This is a genomic window from Streptomyces sp. WAC05292 (assembly GCF_003949955.1).
In the GTDB taxonomy this organism is placed as follows: domain Bacteria; phylum Actinomycetota; class Actinomycetes; order Streptomycetales; family Streptomycetaceae; genus Streptomyces; species Streptomyces globosus.
Map to the genome: position 1 here is coordinate 14,563 of NZ_RPSE01000021.1, position 26,626 is coordinate 41,188.

Genomic DNA, 26,626 nt, shown 5'->3' on the forward strand with positions numbered 1-26,626 from the left:
TGTGGGGGCGGGGGAGCGGCTAACGGGCGGCGCCCGGGCGGACCAGGCCGCTCTCGTACGCGTACACCGCCGCCTGCACCCGGTCCCGCAGGCCCAGCTTCGTCAGCACGTGGCCCACGTGCGTCTTGACCGTCGTCTCGCTGACGAACAGGTCCGCCGCGATCTCCGCGTTCGACAGGCCCTTGGCCACCAGCTTCAGCACCTCGACCTCCCGCTCGGTCAGCGTCCCGAGCGAGTCCGGGACGCGCTCCTCGCCCGACGGCAGGTGCACCGCGTACTTGTCCAGCAGCCGCCGCGTGATGCTCGGCGCGAGCATCGCCTCGCCACCCGCCACCACACGGATCGCCTGCACCAGCTCGACCGCCGGCGCGTCCTTCAGCAGGAAGCCGCTCGCCCCCGCCCGCAGCGCCTCCACCACGTACTCGTCCAGGTCGAAGGTGGTCAGCACCAGCACCTTCGCCGGGCCGTCCCGGCCCGGTCCCGTGATCTGCCGGGTCGCCTCGACCCCGTCCATCCGCGGCATCCGGATGTCCATCAGCACCACGTCGGGCTGGAGCGCGCGCACCTGGTCCAGCGCCTGGAGGCCGTCTCCGGCCTCGCCGACCACCGCCAGGTCCGGTTCGGCCTCCAGGATCATCCGGAAACCGGTGCGCAGCAGCGGCTGGTCGTCGACCAGGAGGACGCGGATCGCCACAGGGGACACCTCGTGTTTCGGTTGGGCGGCTTCGGCGCGGACGCCCTCATTGTGCCCTGATCGGACGATCAGGAGTCCGCCGTCCGGTCCGGGCCGTCCGCCGGACGCGGCACCGCGGCCCGCGGCACCACCGGCAGCGGATAGACCGGGGGAGTGCCGCCGAACTCCGGACACACCGCCCGGTGGTCGCACCAGCCGCACAGCTTCGTCGGCCGCGGCCGCCAGTCGCCCGTCTCCGTCGCCTCACGGATCGCCTCCCACAGCGCGTGCAGCTTGCGCTCCACCCGCTCCAGGTCGGCCGGCACCGGGTCGTAGGTCAGCACGTCGCCGCTGCCCAGGTACACCAGCTGCAGCCGCCGCGGCACCACCTGCCTGAGCCGCCACACCACCAGCGCGTAGAACTTCATCTGGAACAGCGCGCCCTCGGCGTACTCCGGACGGGGGGCCTTGCCCGTCTTGTAGTCGACGATCCGGACCTCGCCCGTCGCCGCCACGTCCACCCGGTCGATGATCCCGCGCAGCCGGAGCCCCGACTCCAGCTCCGCCTCCACGAAGAACTCCCGCTCCACCGGCTCCAGCCGCGTCGGGTCCTCCAGCGTGAACCACCGCTCGACCAGCGCCTCGGCCTCCGCCAGCCAGCGCGCCAGCGCCTCGCCGCCATCCCCCTGCGGGAACAGCTCCGCCAGCTCCGGCTTCGCCTCCAGCAGCCGCTCCCACTGCCCCGGAACCAGCGCCTTCGCCCGCGGAGCCGTCCGCTCCGCCGCCGGGTGGTCGAACAGCCGCTCCAGCACCGCGTGCACCAGCGTGCCCCGCGTCGCCGCCGCGCTCGGCTTCTCCGGCAGCCGGTCGATCACCCGGAACCGGTACAGCAGCGGACACTGCATGAAGTCGCCCGCCCGCGAGGGCGACAGCGAAACGGGGGCCGCGGCGCCCGGCGCCGCACCGGCATCCGCAGCGCCGGGAAGGGGACCGGGGCTCGTCATCATGCACAGAACCCTACGGCCCGCCGCGGACAGCCACACGCATACCATCGACGCCGGGCCCCCTCGCACTGCATGATCGGAGCATCACACCGCGCTACCGCGGGAGCCCCGGCCGCACCCACCCGGCCCGTGGAACACACTGGACAGCACCAGCCGGGGGGCACCCCGCCCCGGACAGCACCGACCGAAGGACAGCCGTGGCAGAAACCGACCACAACGGCGAGCGCCCGGACAAGCGCCCCGGACCGGGCGGCGGAATCCTCATGGGCCGCCCCTTCGGCGTCCCCGTCTACGTCTCCCCCAGCTGGTTCCTCGTCGCCGCCCTCATCACCTGGGTCTTCGGCGACCAGCTCGACCGCGTCCTGCCCGACCTCGGCCCCGCCCGCTACCTCGTCTCCCTCTTCTTCGCGGTCGCCTTCTACGGCTCCGTCCTCGTCCACGAGCTCGCCCACACCGTCGCCGCCCTGCGCTACCGGCTCCCCGTGCGCCGCATCCAGCTCCAGTTCTTCGGCGGAGTCTCCGAGATCGAGAAGGAGTCCGAGACCCCCGGCCGCGAGTTCGTCCTCGCCTTCGTCGGCCCGCTCCTCTCCCTCCTCCTCGCCGGCGCCTTCTACCTCGGCATGAACGCCGTCGAAGCGGGAACCGTCCCCGGCGTCCTCCTCGCCGGCCTGATGATCTCCAACCTGCTCGTCGCCGCGTTCAACCTGCTGCCCGGCCTCCCCCTCGACGGCGGCCGCATGCTCCGCGCCGTCATCTGGGGCATCACCGGCAAGCCCATGGCCGGCACCGTCGCCGCCGCCTGGGTCGGCCGAGGCCTCGCCGTCGCCGTACTCCTCGGCCTCCCGATGATCACCCACACGGGCATCCTCGGCACCCCCGGCGAAGAGGCCGGCGGCATGAGCACCGTCATGGACGCCCTCCTCGCCGCGATCCTCGCCGCGATCATCTGGACCGGAGCCGGCAACAGCCTCCGCATGGCCCGCCTGCGCGAGCACCTGCCCGAACTCCGCGCCCGCGCCCTCACCCGCCGCGCCGTACCCGTCGAGCACGCCACCCCGCTCTCCGAGGCACTGCGCCGCGCCAACGCCCACGGCGCCCGCGCCATCGTCGTCGTCGACGGCCAGGGCGAGCCCAACGCCATCGTCCGCGAGAGCGCCATCGCCTCCGTCCCCGAACACCGCCGCCCCTGGGTCGCCGTCAGCTCCCTCGCCCAGGACCTCACCGACGGCATGAAGGTTTCCGCAGAGCTCGCCGGCGAGGAACTCCTCGACCGCCTGCGCGCCACCCCCGCCACCGAGTACCTGGTCGTCGAGGCAGGCGGTGAGGTCTACGGCGTCCTGTCCACCCTGGACGTCGAGAAGGCCTTCGTGAAGGCCATGGCACGGCCCCGCCCCTGAAGCCAATACACTGGTCACATGTCCGAACCGACCGGTGCCGCCCGCCGTCGCGGGCCCTTCAAGGTCGGGGACCAGGTCCAGCTCACCGACCCCAAGGGACGCCACTACACGTTCACGCTCGAAGCCGGGAAGAACTTCCACACCCACAAGGGTTCCTTCCCGCACGACGAGCTGATCGGCGCTCCCGAGGGCAGTGTTGTCCGTACCACGGGGAACGTCGCGTACCTCGCGCTGCGACCCCTGCTCCCCGACTACGTCCTGTCCATGCCCCGCGGCGCCGCCGTGGTCTACCCCAAGGACGCGGGCCAGATCCTGGCCTTCGCCGACATCTTCCCCGGCGCCCGCGTCGTGGAGGCGGGGGTCGGCTCCGGGTCGCTGAGCAGCTTCCTGCTCCGCGCCGTCGGCGACCAGGGCATGCTCCACAGCTACGAGCGCCGGGCGGACTTCGCCCAGATCGCGCAGGAGAACGTCGAGCGCTACTTCGGCGGCCCGCACCCCGCGTGGCAGCTGACCGTCGGCGACCTCCAGGACAACCTGTCCGACACGGACGTCGACCGCGTCATCCTCGACATGCTCGCCCCCTGGGAGTGCCTGGACGCCGTCTCCAAGGCCCTCGTGCCCGGCGGCATCCTCTGCTGCTACGTGGCCACCACCACCCAGCTCTCCAAGACCGTCGAGTCCATCCGCGAGATCGGCTGCTTCGCCGAGCCCCAGCCGTGGGAGTCGATGATCCGCAACTGGCACGTCGAGGGCCTGGCCGTGCGCCCCGACCACCGGATGATCGGACACACCGGCTTCCTCGTCACCGCCCGCCGCCTCGCGGACGGCGTCGAGCCCCCGATGCGCCGCCGCCGCCCCGCCAAGGGCGCGTACGGCGAGGACTACGAGGGACCGGGCAGCGGCTCGGGCGGCTCCTCCGACCGCGGCTGACCGCCACACGGGACCGCACCCGCACAACACGAAGGCGCTGCGGCGCAGTTCCCCGGACCGACAGGGAACTGCGCCGCAGCGCCTTTCCGTTGCCCCTGCGGGCCCGCGCCGCCACCGGGAGGGCTTCCCGTACCGGCCCGGCCGGACCCGCCCGTTCCGTCCCGGTGTGAGGTGTGGCACGATGCTGGCTCCCCGTCATCCCCCGCTCAGGAGACCCCCCGCGTGCCGCACCGCACCGCCGCGCCGGAACCCGCGCACCGCAGCAGCAGGCCCGTCCACTGGCTCGCCACGGCCTGCGCCCTGGCCGCCGCCGTCGCCGCCGCGGGGCTGCTCCAGCCCGCCGCCGCCGGCCCCGCGACCGGTGCGGAAGCCCGTACGGCACCCGGCGGCGCTGCCGCCCCGCAGGCCGCCGCCCCGGACGCCGCGGCAGCCGCCTACCCCCTCGACTGCAAAGGCGCCCCCGTGGCCGTCACCGCCACCGCGCAGGGCGACCTCGACGGCGACGGCCGGCCCGAGACCGTCGCCGCGGTCCGCTGCGACGCCGGCTCCGGCACCCCGCCGCACGCCCTCTACGTCCTCACCGCCGGCCGGGAGCCCGGGGCGGCGCCGCGCATCGTCGCGACTCTGCTGGAGGCCGCCGCCCGCAACAGCGCCGACGACCTCACCGTCCGGGACGGCGTCGTCACCGCGCGGCTCCTCGGCTACTCCTCGCCCGAGGTCCCCCGCTCCAGCCCCGACGTCCACCGGCTCGCCAAGTGGCGCTGGACCGGCGGGAAATTCCGCCAGGAGCTGACGAACATCTCCACCGGGAGTGTTTGAACCGTCACTCGGCGTCAGGGCCGTACACCTCGACGCCGTCCGAGACGCGCCGCACGTGGATGCAGTCGCCCGGGCACTCCTTCGCCGAGTCCACCACGTCCTGGAGCAGCGGCAGCGGAACCGGAGTGGTCGCCCCCGGGTCCACCAGGAGCTCGTCCTCCGGGCTCTTCACATAGGCCAGACCGTCGATGTCCAGCTCGAACACCTCCGGCGCGTACTGCACGCAGATGCCGTCACCGGTGCAGAGGTCCTGGTCGATCCAGACCTCGAGCGGCTCGCCCGCCTGCCCGGCGCCGTCTGCGCCACCGGCGGTTGCCTCCTGCTGCACGGTCATATCCCCTGCCGTTCCCTGCCCTGAGTGACCCGTTCCCGCCACATGCCGCCGGCAAGTCGCGCCAGCTCTGACGGGTGTTGAACGCTTCGACCTTACAACCGGCCGCTTTCCGATGTTGAAGGGTGGGTATTTCCCTGGCGTGAGGGAGTACGCAAGGGTGAAGATCGGACACACCCCTACCGTCTTTGTGATCTAGGGGTTTCAATCACCACCAGCCCAGGTAGGGTCAGGAAGCGTCCAGCTCCCCTTGGAGGAGGTGAGGACCGTGGCAGCCCACGACGACGACATCAACCGCGGCATCCGGCCGGGGCGGGGGTCCGATGACCCCGCCGGCCAGGTTGCCTATCTCGAGCAGGAAATCGCCGTCCTGCGACGTAAGCTCGCCGACTCTCCGCGGCACACGAGGATTCTCGAAGAGCGGATCGTCGAGCTCCAGACAAACCTGGCCGGCGTCTCCGCACAAAACGAGCGACTGGCAAATACGCTCCGTGAAGCGCGCGACCAGATCGTGGCGCTCAAGGAGGAAGTGGACCGGCTCGCGCAGCCGCCGGCCGGATTCGGTGTTTTCCTCCAGGCGAACGAGGACGGCACCGTCGACATCTTCACGGGGGGCCGCAAGCTCCGCGTGAACGTCAGCCCCAGCGTCGACCCGGAAGAGCTCCGGCGCGGCCAGGAGGTCATGCTCAACGAGGCCCTCAACGTGGTCGAGGCCATGGAGTTCGAGCGGGCCGGGGACATCGTCACCCTCAAGGAGATCCTCGAGGACGGCGAGCGCGCCCTGGTGATCGGGCACACCGACGAGGAGCGGGTGGTCAGGCTCGCCGAGCCGCTGCTGGACGCCACCATCCGCCCCGGCGACGCCCTCCTGCTCGAACCCCGCTCCGGCTACGTCTACGAGGTCGTCCCGAAGAGCGAGGTCGAGGAACTCGTCCTCGAAGAGGTCCCGGACATCGACTACGACAAGATCGGCGGCCTGGGCGACCAGATCGAGCTGATCCGCGACGCGGTCGAGCTCCCCTACCTCCACCCGGACCTGTTCAAGGAGCACGAACTGCGGCCGCCGAAGGGCATCCTGCTCTACGGCCCGCCCGGATGCGGCAAGACGCTCATCGCCAAGGCCGTCGCCAACTCCCTTGCCAAGAAGGTCGCCGAGGTGACCGGCCAGCCCGCCGGGAAGTCCTACTTCCTGAACATCAAGGGCCCCGAGCTCCTCAACAAGTACGTCGGCGAGACCGAGCGGCACATCCGCCTCGTCTTCCAGCGGGCCCGCGAGAAGGCCAGTGAGGGCACCCCCGTCATCGTCTTCTTCGACGAGATGGAGTCCCTCTTCCGCACCCGCGGCTCCGGCGTCAGCTCGGACGTGGAGAACACCATCGTCCCGCAGCTGCTCGCCGAGATCGACGGCGTGGAGGGCCTGGAGAACGTCATCGTCATCGGCGCCTCCAACCGCGAGGACATGATCGACCCGGCGATCCTGCGGCCCGGCCGCCTCGACGTGAAGATCAAGATCGAGCGCCCGGACGCCGAGGCCGCGAGGGACATCTTCGCGAAGTACCTCAAGGCCTCGCTGCCGCTGCACGCCGACGACCTCGCCGAGCACTCCGGCTCGCCCGAGGCCGCCGTCCACAGCATGATCCAGACGGTCGTCGAGCAGATGTACGCGGAGTCCGAGGAGAACCGCTTCCTCGAGGTCACGTACGCCAACGGCGACAAGGAAGTCCTCTACTTCAAGGACTTCAACTCCGGAGCCATGATCCAGAACATCGTGGACCGGGCCAAGAAGATGGCGATCAAGGCCTTCCTGGAGCACCAGCAGAAGGGCCTGCGGGTCGCCCACCTCCTCCAGGCCTGTGTGGACGAGTTCAAGGAGAACGAGGACCTGCCCAACACGACCAACCCGGACGACTGGGCCCGGATCTCCGGCAAGAAGGGCGAGCGGATCGTCTTCATCCGCACCCTCGTCACCGGAAAGCAGGGCGCCGACACCGGACGCTCCATCGACACGGTGGCGAACACCGGTCAGTACCTCTGACCGGAGGGCGGCTGCGGGTGCCCCCACCGGGCACCCGCAGCCGACTGCGTTACCGGCCGCTTTTCAGCCGTGACAGGGCGGAGCCGATGACGGAAATGATCTCCCGAGCGGCGTGGAGTGGTTCTAGGCTCGTCCGTACCGCCGCATCCGCAACAGCAGTGCGGTGACGGGCACCGCACACGCACCGGACCACCAGCGGTACTTGAGCGCCGCTCCCGAACGGGGGCGCCGCCGGGCAAGGAGGGCCGCATGACCGTACGGCGAGTAATGGGGATCGAGACGGAGTACGGGATCTCCGTCCCCGGTCACCCGAACGCCAATGCCATGCTCACCTCGTCCCAGATCGTCAACGCCTACGCGGCGGCGATGCACCGGGCGCGACGCGCCCGCTGGGACTTCGAGGAGGAGAACCCGCTGCGGGACGCCCGCGGCTTCGACCTCGCCCGCGAGGCCGCCGACAGCAGCCAGCTGACCGACGAGGACATCGGCCTGGCCAACGTCATCCTGACCAACGGCGCGCGGCTCTACGTCGACCACGCGCACCCCGAGTACAGCTCGCCCGAGATCACCAGCCCGCTCGACGCGGTGCTCTGGGACAAGGCCGGCGAGCGGATCATGGCCGAGGCGGCCGTCCGGGCGGCCCAGCTGCCCGGCGCCCAGCCGATCCACCTCTACAAGAACAACACCGACAACAAGGGCGCCTCCTACGGCACGCACGAGAACTACCTGATGAAGCGGGAGACCCCCTTCTCGGAGATCGTGCGCCACCTGACGCCCTTCTTCGTCTGCCGCCAGGTGGTCACCGGCGCCGGCCGCGTCGGGATCGGCCAGGACGGCCGCGAGCACGGCTTCCAGATCAGCCAGCGCGCGGACTACTTCGAGGTCGAGGTCGGCCTGGAGACCACGCTGAAGCGGCCCATCATCAACACCCGCGACGAGCCGCACTCCGACGCGGAGAAGTACCGCCGCCTCCACGTGATCATCGGCGACGCGAACCTCTCCGAGATCTCCACCTACCTCAAGCTGGGCACGACGGCCCTGGTCCTGTCCATGATCGAGGACCAGTTCATCACCGTCGACCTGGCCGTGGACCAGCCGGTGCGCACCCTGCACCAGGTCTCCCACGATCCGGACCTGCGCCACCTGATCACGCTGCGCAGCGGCCGCACCCTGACCGCCGTACAGCTGCAGATGGAGTACTTCGAGCTGGCCCGGAAGTACGTCGAGGAGCGCTTCGGGGCCGATGCCGACGAGCAGACCAAGGACGTGCTGGCCCGCTGGGAGGACGTCCTCGGGCGCCTGGAGCGGGACCCGATGAGCCTCTCGGGGGAGCTCGACTGGATCGCCAAGCGGGAGATCCTGGAGGGCTACCGCCGGCGGGACGGGCTGGACTGGGACGCGGCCCGGCTGCACCTGGTCGACCTCCAGTACGCGGACGTCCGCCCCGAGAAGGGCCTGTACAACCGGCTGGCGGCCCGCGGGAAGATGAAGCGGCTGGTGTCCGAGGAGGACGTGGAGCGGGCCGTCGGCAAGCCGCCGGAGGACACCCGGGCCTACTTCCGGGGGCGCTGCCTGGAGCAGTACGCGGACGACGTGGCCGCAGCCTCCTGGGACTCGGTGATCTTCGACCTGCCGGGGCGCGACTCCCTCCAGCGCGTCCCGACGCTGGAGCCGCTCCGGGGCACCCGCCAGCACGTCAAGGAGCTCCTGGACCGCTGCCGCACGGCGGAGGACCTGGTGCGGGTTCTCAGCGGGAACTGAACGGCCGGGTCCCGGTGATCCCGGGGCCCGGATGGGGGCTGAAATCCCCCGCTCCAGGGAATCATGGAGACACCCGGACGTTGTGAAAGTACCGGGACGAACGCCGGGCCCGCCTTGTAGGGTCCGACGTAGGGTCTGATCTTGAGGGATCCCGATCCCGGGGTCCCTCGTCACGAGCGCGCGAACCGAGCGGGGTGAGGTAGACATGGCGACCAAGGACACCGGCGGCGGACAGCAGAAGGCCACTCGCTCGACCGAGGAGGTCGAGGAGCAGGCCGCGGAAGCGCAGTCCGACCTCAAGGAGCGGCAGGAGAAGCTCTCCGACGACGTCGACTCCGTGCTGGACGAGATCGACGACGTACTCGAAGAGAACGCTGAGGACTTTGTTCGAAGCTTCGTGCAAAAGGGTGGCCAGTAAGGCCTTTTGACCTTCGAATCGAAGGTCTGGGGGGTGTGCGGTGCAGTGCACCACGAGCGGCTTGGCGGGCGGTGCGGGGCAGCGGCCCCGCACCGTCCGACCGCAGGCGGCGCCACCCCTGCCGTGCGGAGCAGCGGATCGCGGGGTGGATCCCGATCTTCGGGCGGGTAAGGTCCGAGGCGTACCGCGCTCCGGCCGCACGGCGGCAGCGGGGCAGTTCAAGGGTCGGCCGGACGCCGCGAGGCGTGCAGCCGCTTACGTGGAAGGAAACCTGTGGAACCCAACACTCGTGGCACAGGGCGTCTGCCGGCAGCCTTCCTGACGCCGGGGTCGTCGTCCTTCATGGACTTCCTGGGCGCGCAGGCGCCCGAGATGCTGCCGGGCAACCGGAAGCTCCCGGAGGGGATCGTCGAGGCGCCGCACGGCACGACCATCGTCGCCGCCACCTTCCCCGGCGGGGTCGTCCTCGCCGGCGACCGGCGCGCGACGATGGGCAACATGATCGCGCAGCGGGACATCGAGAAGGTGTTCCCGGCGGACGAGTACAGCGCGGTCGGCATCGCCGGCACCGCCGGCCTGGCCGTGGAGATGGTCAAGCTGTTCCAGCTGGAGCTGGAGCACTTCGAGAAGGTGGAGGGGACGACCCTCTCCCTGGAGGGCAAGGCCAACCGGCTCTCCACCATGATCCGCAGCAACCTCGGCATGGCCATGCAGGGCCTGGCCGTGGTCCCGCTCTTCGCCGGCTACGACGAGGGCAAGGAGAAGGGCCGCATCTTCTCCTACGACGTGACCGGCGGCCGCTCCGAGGAGCACGGGTACGCCGCGACCGGTTCCGGTTCGATCTTCGCGCGGGGCTCGATGAAGAAGCTCTACCGCCCCGACCTGACGGAGGAGCAGGCCACCACGCTGGTCGTCCAGGCGCTGTACGACGCCGCCGACGACGACTCGGCCACCGGCGGCCCCGACCTCTACCGCAACATCTACCCGATCGTCACCGTCATCACCGACGAGGGCTTCCGGCGGCTGACCGAGGACGAGTCCCAGGAGATCGCCCGCAAGGTCACCGACCGCCGCCTCCAGGAGCCGGACGGCCCGCGCGCCGCCCTGCTCTGATCCGCCACAGTCCTCCAGGAGCCCAGAAGAAAGGGACGGTCAGCCGGTGTCGACTCCGTTCTACGTCTCTCCCCAGCAGGCGATGGCCGACCGGGCGGAATACGCCCGCAAGGGCATCGCCCGCGGTCGCAGCCTCGTCGTGCTGCAGTACGCCGACGGCATCGTGTTCGTCGGCGAGAACCCGTCCCGCGCGCTGCACAAGTTCAGCGAGATCTACGACCGGATCGGCTTCGCGGCCGCCGGCAAGTACAACGAGTACGAGAACCTGCGGATCGGCGGCGTCCGCTACGCCGACCTGCGCGGATACACGTACGACCGCGACGACGTGACGGCCCGTGGGCTCGCGAACGTCTACGCGCAGACGCTGGGCACCATCTTCTCCAGTGCCGGCGAGAAGCCGTACGAGGTGGAGCTGGTCGTCGCCGAGGTCGGTACGACGGCCGCGGGCGACCAGATCTACCGGCTGCCGCACGACGGCTCGATCGTGGACGAGCACGGCTCGGTCGCGGTCGGCGGGAACGCGGAGCAGATCAGCGGCTTCCTCGACCAGCGGCACCGGGACGGGATGACCCTGTCCGAGGCGCTGAAGCTGGCCGTGCAGGCGCTGTCGAGCCAGGCGAACGGCGCCGAGAAGACCATTCCGGCCGAGCGGCTGGAGGTCGCGGTGCTGGACCGCACCCGCTCGCAGCAGCGCAAGTTCAAGCGGATCCGGGGCCGGCAGCTGTCGCGGCTGCTGGAGGCGGACGTTCCGGCGGCGGCCCAGGCCGATGCCGTCTCGAACGACGAGGCTCCCGAGGACGCCGAGGAGTAGGAGTTGCGGCCCCGCGGCCGAGTGGTCGCGCGGGAAGACAGCAGTACGGGCGCGGGCCGCCCGGGTCCGTCCCGCGGGAGGGGCGGACCCGGGCGGCCCGCTTCCGTTCCTCAGGGGCGGGCGGCAGTCGGCGGCGGGGCCGTGGAGCCCCGTACGACCAGCTGGACGGGGATGTCGGGGGCGGTCCAGCCGCTGCCGTCCAGCACCGCGAGGAGGGCGGACATGCCCTGTTCGCCGACCTGCTCGGCGGGCAGCCGCACGGTGGTGAGCTCCGGTTCGACGGCGGTCGCGAGGGCGAGGTCGTCGAAGCCGGTGACGGAGAGGTCCTCGGGGACGCGCAGGCCGAGGCGGCGGGCTGCCTTGCAGGCTCCGGCGGCCAGGAGGTCGTCGTCGCAGACGACGGCGGTGGGGCGCTCCCCGGGGGCGGCCAGGGCGGCCTCCATGGCCGTGCGGGCGTCGGGGACGGACAGCGGGGCCCGCACCGTGCGCAGCTCGGCATGCGGGCCCAGGAGGGCGGCGAGGGTCTCGGCGCGGACGTCGAAGGTCCAGCTGTCGACGTCCGCGGCGAAGTGCAGGAAGCGGCGGTGGCCGAGGCCGAGGAGGTGTTCGGCGACCTGGCGGACGCCGTCGGCCACGGCGAGGTTGACGCGGGCGGCGGCCCGGCCGCCGGAGGGGTCGCTGTCGAGCATGACCAGGGGCAGCTCGGCGCCGCCGATGGCGTCGAGGGCGCCGGCGGCCATGGAGGAGGCGATGACTCCGTCGAGGGCGGCCCGGGCCGAGGGGAAGGGGTCGCGGGCGGGGCCGATGCCCTCGGGGGACGGGTAGAGGACGACGCCGAAGCCGTGCTCGGAGGCGACGCGGGCGGCGCCGGTGTAGACGCGGGCGAAGAACTCGCTGGTCAGGGCAGGGACGACGAGCAGGGCGGTGCGGGTGCTGCCGAGGCGCAGGTTGCGGGCGGCGAGGTTGGGCCGGTAGCCGAGTTCGGCGGCGGCCTCGCGGACGAGTCCCGCGGTGCGCTCGGAGACGCGGCCGCGCCACTTGCCGCCGAGGACGAGGGAGACGGTGGCCTGGGAGACCCCGGCCGCGCTCGCGACGTCCCGGCTGGTGGGTCTCGTCACACGGAGCTCCTGGAGTACGAGGTCGGCGGGGTGCGGCCCGCCGACCGGGTGGACCCGCGGGCTGCCGCCATGGTACGTATGACGCGTCTAGTTATACGTATTACCCCGGCGGGATCCGGGCAGAAGGGGGCAGAAGATGGCCGCGGGATACGCGGAGCTGCTCAGGACCCGGCACGCCGCGCGGCTGCTGGCGGGTACGCTCGTCGGCCGCCTGCCGAACGCCACCGCGGCGATCGCGATCGTGCTCTTCGTCCGCGCCGAGGGGGGCAGCTACAGTCTCGCGGGCGCCCTCGCCGCGGTCTACGGCGTCGCGAACGCGGTGGGCCAGCCCCTGCTCGGCCGGGCCGTCGACCTCTTCGGGCAGCCCCGCGTGCAGTTGCCCGCCGCCGTGGTCTCCGCGCTGGGCACTGCCTGGCTGGCCCTTGCCGGCACCGGCTCGGCCGCGGTCGCGTACGGCGCCGTCGTGGTCGCCGGCTTCTTCACCCCGCCGCTGGAAGGCGGCCTGCGAGCCCTGTGGCCCTCGGTGCTCGGCGGCCGCGAGGACCGCGTGCACGCCGCGTACGCCCTGGACGCCGTCGCGCAGGAGGTCATGTACACGGTCGGTCCGCTCCTGGTCACGCTGTCCGTGGCCCTGTGGAGCCCGGCCGGGGCCCTGCTGGTCATCAACGCCCTCGGTGTTCTCGGGGCCCTCTCCGTCGTGCTCAGCGAGCCCTCCCGCACCTGGCGCTCCGAGCCCCGCGAGGCCCACTGGCTGGGCGCCCTGCGCTCCCGGGGCCTGCTGGCGCTGCTCGGCGCCTTCTTCTTCGTCGGCACGGCCCTCGGCTCCATCACGGTGGCCGCCATGGCGTACGCCGACGGCCACGGCGGCCAGGGCGTCTACGGCTGGCTGATGGCCGCCCTGGGCCTGGGCGCCCTGCTCGGCGGCGTCGCATACGGGGCGCGGCAGTGGAGCGGCCCGGCCGAGCGGCGGCTGCTGTGGCTGGTGGCCTTCCTCGCGCTGGGCTACCTGCCGCTGCTGCTGACCCCGGGCCCGGTGGCCATGACGGCGCTCACGGCCCTGGCGGGCGTCTTCCTTGCGCCGACCATCGCCTGCGCGTTCATCGTCGTCGACCGGCACGCCCCGGCGGGCACGGTGACGGAGGCCTTCTCCTGGCTGGTGACCTTCTTCGGCGTGGGCGCGGCGGCGGGCACGGCGGCGGCCGGTCCGGCCGTGGAACTGGGCGGGGTGACGTCCGGGTTCGCGGTCGCCTGCGGGGCCGGCGTCGCCGCTCTGGCGGTGCTGACGGCCACTCAGCGGATCCTGTCCGCGCCGGGCCGGTCCCGGACCGTGACGGGCTCCGCGGAGCCCGTCAAGGGGGCCGGCGGGGCGCTGCTCGTCGACAATTGATCGAAACGGCGTTCTCGAACCCGGTTTCAGGAGAGGTCCAGAGGCGTAATGTTCAGTCATGGACCGCCGCATTTTCGGGCTGGAGAACGAGTACGGCGTCACGTGCACGTTCAGGGGACAGCGCCGACTGTCTCCTGACGAAGTGGCGCGCTACCTCTTCCGCCGTGTCGTGTCATGGGGCCGCAGCAGCAATGTCTTCCTGCGGAACGGCGCCCGCCTGTACCTCGACGTGGGATCGCATCCGGAATATGCAACTCCTGAATGCGACAACGTGACCGAACTGGTCACCCACGACAAGGCCGGCGAGCGCATTCTCGAGGGCCTCCTCGTCGACGCCGAGCGCCGTCTGCACGAGGAGGGAATCGCAGGCGACGTCTACCTCTTCAAGAACAACACGGACTCGGCGGGGAACTCGTACGGCTGCCACGAAAACTATCTGGTGGCGCGGCACGGGGAATTCTCCCGCCTCGCGGACATCCTGATTCCGTTCCTGGTCACGCGGCAGCTGATCTGCGGGGCGGGCAAGGTGCTCCAGACGCCGCGGGGCGCGGTGTACTGCGTCAGCCAGCGGGCCGAGCACATCTGGGAGGGCGTCAGCTCCGCCACGACGCGCTCGCGCCCCATCATCAACACCCGCGACGAGCCGCACGCGGACGCCGAGCGCTACCGCCGCCTGCACGTGATCGTCGGCGACTCGAACATGTCCGAGACGACCATGCTGCTCAAGGTCGGCTCCACCGACCTGGTGCTGCGCATGATCGAGGCGGGCACGGTGATGCGGGACCTGACCCTGGAGAACCCGATCCGGGCGATCCGCGAGGTCAGCCACGACACCACCGGCCAGCGCAAGGTGCGGCTGGCGAGCGGCCGCGAGGCCTCCGCCCTGGAGATCCAGCGCGAGTACTACGACAAGGCGGTGGACTTCGCCGAGCGCCGCGGGATCCGCACCGGCACGGTGGACCAGGTGCTGGAGCTCTGGGGCCGCACGCTGGACGCGATCGAGCAGCAGGAGCTGGGCCGGATCGCGACGGAGATCGACTGGGTCATGAAGCACCAGCTGATCGAGCGCTACCGCGCCAAGCACGGCATGACCATGTCGAACCCGCGGGTGGCGCAGATAGACCTCGCCTACCACGACATCCACCGCCGGCGCGGCCTGTACTACCTGCTGGAGCGCAAGGGGCAGGCGGCGCGGATCTGCAACGACCTCAAGATCTTCGAGGGGAAGTCGGTTCCCCCGCAGACCACGAGGGCGCGGCTGCGCGGCGACTTCATCCGCCGGGCGCAGGAGCAGCGGCGCGACTTCACGGTGGACTGGGTGCACCTGAAGCTGAACGACCAGGCGCAGCGGACCGTGCTGTGCAAGGACCCGTTCCGGGCGGTCGACGACCGCGTCGAGAAGCTGATCGCCGGTATGTGACGTACCACCGATCCGGCCCGGGGCCCCGTACGGATCTCGTACGGGGCCCCGCGCACGCCTTAGAGTGGCGACGACCGTTGCCGTCTGAGATCTGAGGAACACGTGCGCCGACTTGCCGGCCTGCTGGTCGTACCCCTTCTGCTGCTGTCGACAGCAGCCTGTGGCGACAGCGGCTCCGACTCCGCCGACACCAAGGCCGAGATGAAGAACGGGGTGCCCGCGATCACCAAGGGCGCCAAGTTCGGTGAGACCCCGACCCTCTCCAAGGGCGAGGGCCAGCCGCCGAAGGAACTGAAGGTGGAGACCATCAGCGAGGGCACCGGCCCCGCGCTGAAGAAGGGCGACGTCGCCCAGGTCAACTACCTCGGCCAGGTCTGGGACGGCACCGAGCCGTTCGACCAGAGCTTCGGCAAGGGCAAGCCCTTCGAGGTGACGATCGGCGCGGGCGCCGTCATCAAGGGCTGGGACCAGGGCCTGGAGGGCCGCAAGGTCGGGAGCCGCCTCGAACTGGTCATCCCGCCGGACCTCGGCTACGGCGAGAAGGGCTCCCCGCCCAAGATCAAGGGCGGCGCCACGCTCGTCTTCGTCGTGGACATCGTCAAGGGCACCAGCATCCCGGCCTCCGCCGCCGGCAAGGAGGTCCCCCAGGGCGACAAGGCCCTGCCGCAGATCGGCACCAACACGGACGGCAAGGAAGTCTCCGTGGCCGTCCCGAAGGACGCCGAGCCGCCGGCCAAGCTGGTCTCCAACTACGTGCTGGAAGGCGACGGCCCGGCCGTCAAGGACTCCGACAGCGTCGTCGTCAAGTTCCACGGCAAGACGTGGAAGGACGACAAGACCTTCGAGAGCACGTACGCCCTCGACCAGACCGTGACGTGGCCCATCGGCGACATCTCCGTCAAGGGCCTGAAGGAGGGCCTGGTCGGCAAGAAGGTCGGCAGCCGCATCCTCCTCGTCATCCCGCCGGACCAGGGCTTCGGCGACAAGCAGCAGGGCACGATCCCCGCGAACTCGACGCTCGTCTTCAGCCTCGACATCCTCACAGTGATGTAAGACTGTCCCGGTTGTCCCTCCAGCCACCGCTGGAGGGGCCCGTTCACCGTTTTGAGGAGCAGTTCCGTGAGCGACAAGCTCGAGAAGCCCGAGATCGACTTCCCCGAGGGCCCGGCCCCGGCCGACCTCGTGATCGAGGACATCTGGGAGGGCGACGGCGCCGTGGCCACGGCCGGTTCCAAGGTCTCCGTGCACTACGTGGGCGTCGCCTTCTCCACCGGCGAGGAGTTCGACGCCTCCTGGAACCGCGGCGCCCCGCTCCAGTTCATCCTGGGCATCGGCCAGGTCATCAAGGGCTGGGACAAGGGCGTCGAGGGCATGAAGGTCGGCGGCCGCCGCAAGCTGACGATCCCCGCCCACCTCGCCTACGGCGACCACAGCCCGACCCCGGCCATCAAGCCGGGCGAGACGCTGATCTTCGTCTGCGACCTGATGGGCGTCTGACCCGTCACCCGCAGCACAGCAGGGGCCCCCGCCGCGAGGCGGGGGCCCTCGCTTTTGCCGGGGAGCGCCGGGGCGGTACGGTCAACGGTCACGGAACCCGCACCACGCGGGAGCAGGAGAAGGGCGGAAGGGCGTCGATGGCGATTGCCAAGGCCGAGCGGCTGATGAACCTGGCGCTGTGCCTGTTGGGGACCCGTCGGCCGCTGAGCAAGCGCGAGCTCCGCGGTTCCATCGAGGCGTACATGGAAGCGGGCAACGACGAGTCCTTCAACCGCATGTTCGAGCGGGACAAGGACGATCTGCGCGAACTCGGCCTGGTCATCGAGACCGTGGAGAACCTCGACGGCGAGACCGGCTACCTGGCGCGCCGCGACAGCAACCGCCTCCCGCCGGTCTCCCTGGACGCGGAGGAGGCCGCCGCCCTGGGCCTGGCCGCCAAGGTGTGGCAGCAGGCCCGCCTCGCCGGCGCCGCCAGCGGCGCGCTGCAGAAGCTGCGCGCGGGCGGCATGCCCGAGGCGGACAACCCCTTCGAGGGGCAGCACAGCGCCATCGAGCCGCGCATCCCGGTCCACGAGGCGGCGTTCGAGCCGCTCATGCTGGCCTGCCGCGACCGCCGGCCCGTCGTCTTCGACTACCGCAAGTCCACCGCCGCCCGGCCCGAGACCCGGCAGGTGGAGCCCTGGGCGCTCGAATGCTGGCGCGGCCACTGGTACCTCGCCGGACACGACCGCGACCGCGGTGCGGAGCGGGTCTTCCGGCTCTCCCGCATCACCGGCAAGGTCCGCTCCCGGGCCGGCAGGTACACCGCCGACGTGCCCGACGTGGTCACCGTGCGCGAGACCGTGGCCGCCTGGGCGGGGGAGAGCGCGGAGCGGTCCGCCGTCATCCGGCTCCGGGCGGGCGCCGGCTACCCGCTGCGGGCGAAGGCCACCGCCGTCCGTGAGGGCGCCGACGGCTGGGACGAGCTGGAGATTCCGTACGGGCACGGGCTCGACGCCTGGCTCGTCGAATTCGGGCCGGACGTCGTGGTGGTGGAGCCGGCCGACCTGCGGGCCGACGTCGTGGACCGGCTCCGCGCGGTCGCCGCGGGCTGAGAACCGCCCGTCCGTCCGCGGCCGGCCGATCCGTCCGGCCGCGCCGAGGAGCCCGCACCGCCTGCGCGCCGGGCCGCCGCACCGGCCGCCACCCGCGCCCGCACCGTACGCACACCGCACCCCGCCTCCCGCGGGTGCCCTGAGGGGGAGACCTACCAGCATGGCCGCCAACGCCATCGACCAGACCCGCCGGATGCTGTCCCTGGTGACCTACCTGCGCGAGCGCCCCGGAGCGCACGTCGCCGACGTCGCCCGCGCCTTCGGCATCACCGAGGACGAGCTGATCTCGGACCTCGACGTGCTGCCCATGTGCGGGACCAGCTTCCGCGGCGGCGACCTCCTCGACATCGACACCGACGGCGAGCGCATCTGGTGGCACAACGCCGACGCCTCCGGCGAGTCCACCGCCGAGCCGCTGCGCCTCGCCGCCGACGAGGCGACCGCCCTGCTCGTCGCGGCCCGCGCCGTCGCCACCCTGCCCGGCCTGCGCGAGAGCGACCGCGACGCCCTGCTACGCGCCACCGCCAAGCTGGAGGCCGCGGCCGGCGAGGCCGCCGGGGCCAGCTCCCGGCTCTCGGTGACCTTCGAGGCCGAGGGCGGCGTCTTCGCGGACGTCGACCGCGCCATCTCCGAGCGCCGCCGGCTCTGGCTGCGCTACTACTCGCCCGCCCGCGACGAGCTCACCGAGCGCACCGTCGACCCGATCCGGCTCTTCGCCGTGGGGCACACGTACATGGAGGGCTGGTGCCACCTCTCGGAGGCGCGCCGCACCTTCCGCCTCGACCGGGTGGCCGAGATCCGCCTCCTCGACAAGCGCTCCGAGCCGCCCGCCATCGAGCCGCGCGACCTGTCCGTCGGGCTGGTGCAGCCGGCCGCAGAGGACCCCGAGGTCGTCGTCGAGGTCGGTCCGGCCGGCCGCTGGGTCGCCGAGTACTACCCCCACGACAGCGCCGAGGAGCTGCCCGACGGCGGCCTGCGCATCACCCTGCGCAGCCCCGACCCGGCCTCGCTGCGCCGCCTCGCGCTGCGCCTCGGCCGCGACGGCCGGATCGTGTCGCCGGAGGCCCTCGCCGACAGCGCCCGGCAGGCGGCCCGCGAGGCGCTCGCCGGCTACGGCGAACCGGCCTGAGCCGCATCGCGCCGCGCGGCGGCGCGGGCGGTGGGGCCGCAGTGCAGTGAAGACGTACGGGTGAGGGGAGCGCCGAGGATGTCGCCAATGTCTGGGCCGAGGGGCGGGCACGCGGGTGCCGGGTCGCCGGGCCGGTCCGCCGCGGCGGCCGGACCGGTCGCGTTCAAGGCGGCCTGCACCGAGTGCCGGGCCCGCTTCGAGCTGGACGCGGCCGCCCTGCGGCTGGTCATCGGCGGCAGCCGGCGGACCACGTTCTACTCCTTCACCTGCCCCCGGTGCGGGTCGACCGTGCGCAAGCCGGCCGGGGAGCGGATCGTCGAGCTCCTGACCGGCGGCGGCGTGAGCACCCTGCGCAGCGTGTGACGCCGCCGGTGGCCTAGGCTCGTCCCCATGCTGTGGCCGATGCTCGCAATCGCCCTGGGATTCCTCGGGCTCACCGTCCTCGCCGTGATGGCCCTGCGGGTCTTCGCCGAGGTGCGCCGGCTCTCCGGCCAGGTCGCCCTGGCCAGCCGCCGCATCGCCGAGGCCTCCGGGGACCTGGAGCAGGCGGCCTCCGACCTGGCCCGGGCGGGTCGGACGGCGGGCCGCTGACCGGCGGGCGGCGCACGGCCGGACGCCGGAGGGCCTCTGGCATGCACGGATCAGCCCGTACCGTCCGTCGGGGCGGTGCGCAAGACGGGATACGCCGGGGGATTGCCGGACGTTAACCCCAGGGGGTTACGATCCTTGCAGCGGCCGTGTCGGATCACCCTGCGCGTCCGCCCGACCACAACCAGCCGTCCGGTGAGAAGGAAGACACACATGATCGGCAATCTGAAGCCCCTCGAGATCCTTCTGATCATCGCTGTCATCGTCCTGCTGTTCGGCGCGAAGAAGCTTCCCGAGATGGCCCGCTCGCTCGGCAAGTCGGCCCGCATCCTCAAGAGCGAGGCCAAGGCCATGAAGAACGAGAACGCCGCCGACGACGCCGCGCGCACCGCCGACCCGGCGCCGCAGCAGGCCGCCCCGCGCACCATCAAGGCCGCGCCCGGCGACGTGACCAGCTCCCGTCCCGTCGGCGAGCCGAACCACACCGCCCAGGGCTGATTCCCCGGAACCGGCCGCGGTCACGACCGGGCCGCGATCACGGGACAACGGTCATCGATGCGAGACGAGGGACGTGGGTTGCTCAAGTCTGCCCGCAAGCAGGAGAAGCAGGACAAGCAGGCCAAGGACGCCGAAGGGCGCATGCCGCTGGTCGAGCACCTGCGTGAGCTGAGAAACCGCCTGCTGAAGTCGGTCCTGGCGATCCTCGTGATCACCATCGCGGCGGCCTTCTTCTACAAGGACGTCATCGACTTCCTGCTGAAGCCGATGCTGGACTCCGTCGGCTGCACCAACGGCGTGGTCTCGCAGCGCAACGGCCGGCCCTGCGCCGACATGACGGTCAACGGCCTCATCGCCCCCATCTCCATCGCCCTCAAGGTCTCCCTCATGGCCGGCGTGGTGCTCTCCGCCCCGGTCTGGCTGTACCAGCTGTGGGCGTTCGTCGCACCCGGCCTGCACAGCCACGAGAAGAAGTACGCGATGGGCTTCGTCGCCCTCGGCGCGCCGCTCTTCGGCGCCGGCGCCGTCCTCGCCTACCGCCTGCTCCCGCAGACCGCGACGATCCTCCTCGACTTCACCCCCGAGCACGCCCGCAACCTGCTCCCGGTCGACGACTACCTCGACCTGGTCACCCGCATGGTCATCGTCTTCGGCCTCGCCTTCGAGCTGCCGCTGCTGCTGATCCTGCTGAACTTCACCGGCGTCGTCACCGCCAAGCGCCTCGCCGGCTGGTGGCGCGGCATGATCCTCGGCATCACGGTGTTCGCCGCGTTCGCGACGCCCACCGGCGACCCGCTCACCATGCTCTCCCTCGCCGCGCCGATCGTCGCCCTGTACTTCCTCGCGCTCGGCGTCTGCCTGGTCAACGACCGCAGGCGGCGCCGCAACGACCCCAACGCGCGGCTCTCCGACGACGAGGCCGCCGACCTGGACCTGACCCCCGCCCCGATCGGCGCCGTCGAAGCGGTCCCGGCCCCGGCCGCCCTGCCCGAGCAGGCCGACGGTGGCACCCGCCGGGTCAACGGTTACGACGACGCGACCTGACAGGTACATTCACCGGGGTGACCGCCGAGATCACCCTCTTCGTCAACCCGGCCGCGGGCCGCGGCCGGGGCGGGCACGCCGCGCAGCCGGCCGCCGCCGCGCTCCGAGCCGCGGGGTTCCACGTCCGCACGGTCGTCGGCACCGACGCCGGGGACGCCCTGGCCCGGCTGCGCACCGCCGTCCGCGGCGGCACCGGAGCGGTGGTCGCCGTCGGCGGCGACGGCGTGGTCTCGCTCGCCCTGCAGGCCCTCGCCGGGACGCTCGTCCCGCTCGGCGTCGTCGCGGTCGGGACCGGCAACGACTTCGCCCGCTCCCTCGGGCTCCCCGTCCGCGAGCCCGCCCGCGCGGGCCGGCTGGCCGCCGAGGCGCTCAAGGGGAGCCGCTTCCGCGAGATCGACCTGGGCCGGGCCGCCGGCACCTGGTTCGGCACGGTGCTGTGCTCCGGCTTCGACTCGCGGGTCAACGACCGCGGCAACCGGATGCGGCTGCCCGCCGGCCGCTTCAAGTACGACCTCGCCATGCTGGCCGAGCTGGCCGCCTTCCGGCCGTTCCCGTACCGGATCACCCTCGACGACGGCCCCGCCCTGGAGACCGAGGCCACCCTCGTCGCCGTCGGCAACGGGCCCTCCTACGGCGGCGGGATGCGGATCTGCGCCGACGCCGCCCCCGACGACGGGCTCTTCGACGTCGTGGTCGTCGGCGACTGCAGCCGCACCACCCTCCTCACCGTCTTCCCCAAGGTCTACCGGGGCACCCACCTCGGCCACCCCGCCGTCACCGTCCACCGCGCGGCCAAGGTCACGCTGGAGTCCCCGGGGCTGACCGCCTGGGCCGACGGCGAGCCCGTCGCCCCGCTCCCCGTGACCGCCGCCTGCGTCCCCGGAGCCGTCCGCGTCCTCGTGTGACCGGGGCCCGCCGCCGAGGGTGCGGGAGGCCCCGGAGCGGGCATAAAGATCGCGACTGTTGTCCGAGGCGACGGGTAGGCTCGACTACAAGATGACCGAGGAACTCTCACCCGCCGAGCGGTACGCCGCCGCCCGGATCCGCGCCGCCGAAGAGGCCACCGCGCTGGCCCCCTTCCGCGAGCTGTACGACTTCGACCTGGACGGCTACCAGGTCGACGCCTGCAAGGCGCTGGAAGCCGGCAAGGGCGTGCTGGTCGCCGCCCCCACAGGCTCCGGCAAGACCATCGTCGGCGAGTTCGCCGTCCACCTGGCCCTGCGGCAGGGCCGCAAGTGCTTCTACACGACGCCGATCAAGGCGCTGTCGAACCAGAAGTACACGGACCTCGTCAAGCGCTACGGCGCCGACAAGGTCGGCCTGCTCACCGGCGACAACAGCGTCAACTCCGAAGCGCCCGTGGTCGTCATGACGACCGAGGTGCTCCGCAACATGCTGTACGCGGGCTCCCAGTCGCTGCTCGGCCTCGGCTACGTCGTCATGGACGAGGTCCACTACCTCTCCGACCGGTTCCGCGGCGCGGTCTGGGAGGAGGTCATCATCCACCTCCCCGAGTCGGTGACCCTCGTCTCCCTCTCCGCCACCGTCTCCAACGCGGAGGAGTTCGGCGACTGGCTCGACACCGTCCGCGGCGACACCGAGGTGATCGTCTCCGAGGAGCGGCCCGTCCCGCTGTGGCAGCACGTCATGGCCGGCCGCCGCATCTACGACCTCTTCGAGGAGGAGACCGACCACGGCGGCCGCGGCTCCGCCCGCCGCGAGGTCAACCCCGACCTGCTCCGCATGGCGCGCGAGGAGAACAGCCGCACCTACAACCCGCGGGACCGGCGCCGCGGCAAGATGGTCCGCGAAGCCGACCGCGAGCGCGAACGGCGCTCCCGCAGCCGCATCTGGACTCCCGGCCGCCCCGAGGTCATCGCCCGCCTCGACGGCGACGGCCTGCTCCCCGCCATCAACTTCATCTTCAGCCGCGCCGGCTGCGAAGCCGCCGTCCAGCAGTGCCTCTTCGCCGGACTCCGCCTGAACGACGAGGCCGCCCGCCTGAAGGTCCGCACCCTCGTCGAGGAGCGGACCGCCTCCATCCCCGCCGAAGACCTGCACGTCCTCGGCTACTACGAATGGCTCGAAGGCCTGGAGCGCGGCATCGCCGCCCACCACGCCGGCATGCTCCCCACCTTCAAGGAGGTCGTGGAGGAGCTCTTCACCCGAGGCCTGGTCAAGGTCGTCTTCGCCACCGAGACCCTCGCACTCGGCATCAACATGCCCGCCCGCACGGTCATCCTGGAAAAGCTCGTCAAGTGGAACGGCGAGCAGCACGCCGACATCACCCCCGGCGAGTACACCCAGCTGACCGGCCGCGCCGGCCGCCGCGGCATCGACGTCGAGGGCCACGCCGTCGTGCTCTGGCAGCGCGGCATGGACCCCGCCCAGCTCGCCGGCCTCGCCGGCACCCGCACGTACCCGCTGCGCTCCAGCTTCAAGCCGTCGTACAACATGGCCGTCAACCTCGTGCAGCAGTTCGGCCGGCACCGCTCGCGGGAGCTCCTGGAGACCTCGTTCGCGCAGTTCCAGGCCGACCGCTCCGTCGTCGGGATCTCCCGCCAGGTCCAGCGCAACGAGGAGGGCCTCGACGGCTACCGGGAGGGCATGACCTGCCACCTCGGGAACTTCGAGGAGTACGCGCAGCTGCGCCGCGACCTGAAGGACCGCGAGACGGAACTCGCCAAGCAGGGCGCGGCCCAGCGCCGCGCACAGGCGGCTTCCTCCCTGGAGCGGCTCAAGCCGGGCGACGTCATCCACGTCCCGACCGGCAAGTTCGCGGGGCTCGCCCTCGTCCTCGACCCGGGCGTTCCGGCCGGGCGGGTCCACGGGCACCGCGGCCACGAGTACGCCGAAGGGCCGCGCCCGCTCGTCCTGACCGCCGAGCGGCAGGTCAAGCGGCTCGCCTCCATCGACTTCCCCGTCCCCGTCGAGCCCATCGACCGGATGCGGATCCCGCGGACCTTCAACCCCCGCTCCCCGCAGTCCCGCAGGGACCTGGCGTCCGCGCTGCGCGCCAAGGCCGGGCACGTCACCGTCGAGCGAAGCCGCCGCGGCCGCTCCGCCGCCGCCGACGACCGCGAGATCACGCGGCTGCGCGCCGCACTGCGGGCACACCCCTGCCACGGCTGCGACGAGCGCGAGGACCACGCCCGCTGGGCCGAGCGCTACCTGCGGCTGGCCCGTGACACCAAGGCCCTGGAGCGGCGCATCGAGGGCCGCACGAACACCATCGCCCGCACCTTCGACCGCATCCACGCGCTCCTGACGGAACTCGACTACCTGCGCGAGGACGAGGTGACCGAGCACGGCAAGCGCCTGGCCCGGCTCTACGGCGAACTCGACCTGCTCGCCTCCGAGTGCCTCCGCGCCGGCGTGTGGGAGGGCCTGACCCCCGCGGAGCTGGCTGCCTGCGTCTCGGCGCTGGTCTTCGAGGCCCGGCAGTCCGACGACGCGGTCGCCCCGAAGGTCCCGGGCGGGGCCGCGAAGGCCGCGCTCGGCGAGATGGTCCGCATCTGGGGCCGGCTCGACGCGCTGGAGGAGGAGCACCGCATCAACCAGGCCGAGGGCGTCGGCCAGCGCGAGCCCGACCTGGGCTTCGCGTGGGCCGCGTACCAGTGGGCGTCCGACCGGAGCCTGGACGAGGTGCTGCGCGAGGCCGACATGCCGGCCGGCGACTTCGTGCGCTGGTGCAAGCAGGTCATCGACGTCCTCGGGCAGATCGCCGCGGCGGCGCCGCCCGCCGGACAGGGCGGCAGCACCGTCGCGCGCAACGCCCGCAAGGCCGTCGACGCACTGCTGCGGGGTGTAGTGGCCTACAGCTCGGTCGGATAGACCCCTTTGGGGCTTCCTCCGAAGCGGACGTGGCGGGATCTGATCTCCTGCCGTGATCGTTCCGGGGCGGCCCCGTGCGACGATCGGGCCATGACCAGGGCGATCGGCGAGGGGCCGAAACGGGTCGGCCGGCCGCGCGCGGACCGGCGAAGACCGCACACGGGGCGGCCGCCGCGCGAGGAACTGCTGTGCGCGGCGGCCGAGTTGTTCACCGTCCGCGGGTACGCGGCCACCACCACCCGGACGGTGGCCGAACGGGCCGGACTGCGCCAGGCGACGCTCTACCACTACTTCGGCGGCAAGGAGGAACTCCTCGCCGAACTGCTGGAGTCGACGGTCGCCCCCTCGCTGCGGCTGGCCCGGCCGCTCCTCGCGGACCGCGCCCGGCCCGCCGCGGAGCGGCTGTGGGAGCTGTGCCGCTCGGACGTGCTCCTGCTGTGCGGGGGCCCGTACCACCTCGGTGCCCTCTACCTGCTGCCCGAGGTGGCCGGATCGCGGTTCGCACGCTTCCGGCGGATGCGCGCGGAGCTGCGCGAGGCCTACGGGTCGCTGCTCGCCGCGACTCCGGCCGGCGCCGAACTCGCCGCGGACCGGGCGGCCCTGGCCCTGCGGGGGGACCTCGTCTTCGGGCTGGTCGAGGGCGCCATGCTGATCCGCCGGTCGGACCCGGCCCGCCCGGTGGCGGCCTTCGCGGAGGCCGTCGCGGACGCCGCGCTGCGGATCGCCGGTGCGGAGCGCGAGGGGGACCGGGCGGAGGCCGGTGCGGGCGTCCCGGCTTAGGCCGGCTGCCCCGGGGCGGTGCCGCCGGCTCCGGTTTCCCAGGCGGCGCGGTCGTCCCATGCGGTGAGGCGCAGCCCGCTCTCGAAGCGGTGGACGGCGCCGGTGACCGGGTCGGTGAACGCCAGGGTACGGGCCAGGAGTTGCAGGGGGCGGCGGAAGTCGTCCGGCGCGGGGTCGGTGATCCGCGGGTACACCGGGTCGCCGAGGATCGGCAGGCCCAGGGCGTTCATGTGGACGCGCAGCTGGTGGGTGCGGCCGGTGTGCGGGGTGAGCCGGTAGCGGCCGAGCCCGCCGCGGGTGGCGGTGAGTTCGACGGTGCTCTCGGCGTTCGGCTCGCCGGGGACCTCGCTCGCGCCGATGACCCCGCGGACCTTCTCGATGCGGGAGCGGACCGTGCGGGGCAGCTCCACGGCAGGGTCGTGCACGGCGAGGGCCTCGTACCCCTTGCGGACGCGCCGCTCGGCGAACAGCTGCTGGTAGGCGCCGCGGTCCTGGGGGCGGATGCTGAACATCACCAGACCCGCGGTGAGCCGGTCCAGCCGGTGCGCCGGGCTCAGCTCGGGCAGGTCGAGCTCGGCGCGGAGCCGGGCCAGGGCGGTCTGCACGATGTGGCTGCCGCGCGGGGTGGTCGCGAGGAAGTGCGGCTTGTCGACGACCAGCAGGTGCGCGTCGCGGTGGACGATACCGATCGGGAACGGCACCACCGGCTCGGGGTCCATGTCCCGGTGGAACCACAGGTGGGAGTGCGGCTCGTACGGGTCGCCGGCGCGCAGGACGCGCCCGCCCGCGCCGAGGATCCGCCCGGCGGCCAGCAGCCGGGCCACGGATTCGGCGCCGCGGGTGCCGGCGTACCGCTCGGCGAGGTAGCTGCCGAGGTCGGGCCACCGGCCCTCGCGGTCGGCGGGCAGCCGCAGCCGGACGGGGTCGATGCCGGCGACCTGGGGG

General features: G+C 72.2%; 25 protein-coding genes and 1 pseudogene. 21 read left to right on the forward strand and 5 right to left on the reverse strand.

Features of this window, described 5'->3' with window-relative positions:
* Positions 1 to 19: 19 nt before the first annotated feature.
* Together EF903_RS04695 and EF903_RS04700 are read right to left on the reverse strand one after the other, a co-directional pair.
* Entirely contained in the window at positions 20 to 694 is a 675-nt protein-coding gene (locus EF903_RS04695; RefSeq protein WP_125541308.1) for a response regulator transcription factor, read from the reverse strand.
* A 68-nt stretch (positions 695 to 762) separates the two neighbouring features.
* Positions 763 to 1,677, reverse strand: a complete 915-nt coding sequence (locus tag EF903_RS04700; RefSeq protein ID WP_260614816.1) for a RecB family exonuclease — start codon at positions 1,675 to 1,677, stop codon at positions 763 to 765.
* Positions 1,678 to 1,874: 197 nt separating this feature from the next.
* On the opposite strand from EF903_RS04700, the gene EF903_RS04705 reads away from it, so the two are divergent.
* From EF903_RS04705 to EF903_RS04715, 3 genes are all read left to right on the forward strand, one after another.
* Positions 1,875 to 3,074 carry a site-2 protease family protein gene (locus tag EF903_RS04705; RefSeq protein ID WP_260614809.1) on the forward strand — a complete coding sequence of 400 codons (1,200 nt, stop codon included), beginning with the start codon at positions 1,875 to 1,877 and terminating at the stop codon, positions 3,072 to 3,074.
* A gap of 18 nt (positions 3,075 to 3,092) precedes the next feature.
* Positions 3,093 to 4,004, forward strand: a complete 912-nt coding sequence (locus tag EF903_RS04710) for a tRNA (adenine-N1)-methyltransferase (protein ID WP_125541310.1) — start codon at positions 3,093 to 3,095, stop codon at positions 4,002 to 4,004.
* Positions 4,005 to 4,226: 222 nt separating this feature from the next.
* Positions 4,227 to 4,823, forward strand: coding sequence for a hypothetical protein (locus tag EF903_RS04715; RefSeq protein ID WP_125541311.1), 597 nt, complete (start codon positions 4,227 to 4,229; stop codon positions 4,821 to 4,823).
* 4 nt (positions 4,824 to 4,827) lie between these two features.
* Here the strand turns inward: EF903_RS04715 and EF903_RS04720 are convergent, their stop codons facing one another.
* Positions 4,828 to 5,157, reverse strand: coding sequence for a ferredoxin (locus EF903_RS04720; protein WP_125541312.1), 330 nt, complete (start codon positions 5,155 to 5,157; stop codon positions 4,828 to 4,830).
* A 265-nt stretch (positions 5,158 to 5,422) separates the two neighbouring features.
* On the opposite strand from EF903_RS04720, the gene arc reads away from it, so the two are divergent.
* The 5 genes from arc to prcA all read left to right on the forward strand — a co-directional run bounded on the left by arc (position 5,423) and on the right by prcA (position 11,292).
* Entirely contained in the window at positions 5,423 to 7,189 is a 1,767-nt protein-coding gene (gene arc / locus EF903_RS04730) for a proteasome ATPase (RefSeq protein WP_125541313.1), read from the forward strand.
* A gap of 249 nt (positions 7,190 to 7,438) precedes the next feature.
* Positions 7,439 to 8,950: a depupylase/deamidase Dop gene (gene dop / locus EF903_RS04735; RefSeq protein ID WP_125541314.1), complete on the forward strand. Its 1,512-nt coding sequence runs from the start codon at positions 7,439 to 7,441 to the stop codon at positions 8,948 to 8,950.
* Positions 8,951 to 9,155: 205 nt separating this feature from the next.
* Complete coding sequence (locus EF903_RS04740) at positions 9,156 to 9,368, forward strand: ubiquitin-like protein Pup (RefSeq protein ID WP_042803062.1); 213 nt, start codon at positions 9,156 to 9,158, stop codon at positions 9,366 to 9,368.
* Between the two features lie 273 nt (positions 9,369 to 9,641).
* Positions 9,642 to 10,481 carry a proteasome subunit beta gene (gene prcB, locus EF903_RS04750; protein ID WP_125541315.1) on the forward strand — a complete coding sequence of 280 codons (840 nt, stop codon included), beginning with the start codon at positions 9,642 to 9,644 and terminating at the stop codon, positions 10,479 to 10,481.
* Between the two features lie 46 nt (positions 10,482 to 10,527).
* Positions 10,528 to 11,292: a proteasome subunit alpha gene (prcA, locus tag EF903_RS04755; protein ID WP_125541316.1), complete on the forward strand. Its 765-nt coding sequence runs from the start codon at positions 10,528 to 10,530 to the stop codon at positions 11,290 to 11,292.
* A gap of 110 nt (positions 11,293 to 11,402) precedes the next feature.
* On the opposite strand, the gene EF903_RS04760 is transcribed toward prcA, so the two are convergent.
* Positions 11,403 to 12,410, reverse strand: a complete 1,008-nt coding sequence (locus tag EF903_RS04760) for a LacI family DNA-binding transcriptional regulator (RefSeq protein WP_125541317.1) — start codon at positions 12,408 to 12,410, stop codon at positions 11,403 to 11,405.
* 136 nt (positions 12,411 to 12,546) lie between these two features.
* Between EF903_RS04760 and EF903_RS04765 the strand changes: the two are divergent.
* From EF903_RS04765 to EF903_RS04825, 13 genes and pseudogenes are all read left to right on the forward strand, one after another.
* Positions 12,547 to 13,846 (forward strand): annotated as a pseudogene (locus EF903_RS04765) (MFS transporter).
* Between the two features lie 9 nt (positions 13,847 to 13,855).
* Positions 13,856 to 15,217, forward strand: a complete 1,362-nt coding sequence (pafA, locus tag EF903_RS04770) for a Pup--protein ligase (protein ID WP_125541319.1) — start codon at positions 13,856 to 13,858, stop codon at positions 15,215 to 15,217.
* Between the two features lie 102 nt (positions 15,218 to 15,319).
* Positions 15,320 to 16,270, forward strand: coding sequence for an FKBP-type peptidyl-prolyl cis-trans isomerase (locus EF903_RS04775; protein WP_125541320.1), 951 nt, complete (start codon positions 15,320 to 15,322; stop codon positions 16,268 to 16,270).
* A 66-nt stretch (positions 16,271 to 16,336) separates the two neighbouring features.
* Entirely contained in the window at positions 16,337 to 16,714 is a 378-nt protein-coding gene (locus EF903_RS04780; RefSeq protein ID WP_114056878.1) for an FKBP-type peptidyl-prolyl cis-trans isomerase, read from the forward strand.
* Between the two features lie 137 nt (positions 16,715 to 16,851).
* Positions 16,852 to 17,808 carry a YafY family protein gene (locus EF903_RS04785; protein WP_125541321.1) on the forward strand — a complete coding sequence of 319 codons (957 nt, stop codon included), beginning with the start codon at positions 16,852 to 16,854 and terminating at the stop codon, positions 17,806 to 17,808.
* Positions 17,809 to 17,968: 160 nt separating this feature from the next.
* Positions 17,969 to 18,937, forward strand: a complete 969-nt coding sequence (locus EF903_RS04790) for a YafY family protein (protein ID WP_125541322.1) — start codon at positions 17,969 to 17,971, stop codon at positions 18,935 to 18,937.
* 87 nt (positions 18,938 to 19,024) lie between these two features.
* Positions 19,025 to 19,300 carry a hypothetical protein gene (locus EF903_RS04795; RefSeq protein ID WP_125541323.1) on the forward strand — a complete coding sequence of 92 codons (276 nt, stop codon included), beginning with the start codon at positions 19,025 to 19,027 and terminating at the stop codon, positions 19,298 to 19,300.
* 27 nt (positions 19,301 to 19,327) lie between these two features.
* Complete coding sequence (locus EF903_RS04800) at positions 19,328 to 19,528, forward strand: hypothetical protein (protein WP_125541324.1); 201 nt, start codon at positions 19,328 to 19,330, stop codon at positions 19,526 to 19,528.
* A gap of 210 nt (positions 19,529 to 19,738) precedes the next feature.
* Positions 19,739 to 20,023 carry a Sec-independent protein translocase subunit TatA gene (tatA, locus tag EF903_RS04805; RefSeq protein ID WP_125541325.1) on the forward strand — a complete coding sequence of 95 codons (285 nt, stop codon included), beginning with the start codon at positions 19,739 to 19,741 and terminating at the stop codon, positions 20,021 to 20,023.
* 78 nt (positions 20,024 to 20,101) lie between these two features.
* Positions 20,102 to 21,067 (forward strand): twin-arginine translocase subunit TatC, encoded by a 966-nt coding sequence (gene tatC, locus EF903_RS04810; protein WP_125541326.1) that lies wholly within the window; start codon positions 20,102 to 20,104, stop codon positions 21,065 to 21,067.
* A 17-nt stretch (positions 21,068 to 21,084) separates the two neighbouring features.
* Entirely contained in the window at positions 21,085 to 21,972 is an 888-nt protein-coding gene (locus EF903_RS04815) for a diacylglycerol kinase (protein ID WP_125541327.1), read from the forward strand.
* 91 nt (positions 21,973 to 22,063) lie between these two features.
* Entirely contained in the window at positions 22,064 to 24,901 is a 2,838-nt protein-coding gene (locus EF903_RS04820) for an RNA helicase (RefSeq protein ID WP_125541331.1), read from the forward strand.
* A gap of 90 nt (positions 24,902 to 24,991) precedes the next feature.
* Positions 24,992 to 25,681, forward strand: a complete 690-nt coding sequence (locus EF903_RS04825; protein ID WP_125541328.1) for a TetR/AcrR family transcriptional regulator — start codon at positions 24,992 to 24,994, stop codon at positions 25,679 to 25,681.
* Here the strand turns inward: EF903_RS04825 and EF903_RS04830 are convergent.
* The coding region (locus tag EF903_RS04830; RefSeq protein WP_125541329.1) for a pseudouridine synthase at positions 25,678 to 26,626 on the reverse strand (949 nt) is incomplete at its 5' end. The genes EF903_RS04825 and EF903_RS04830 overlap by 4 nt on opposite strands.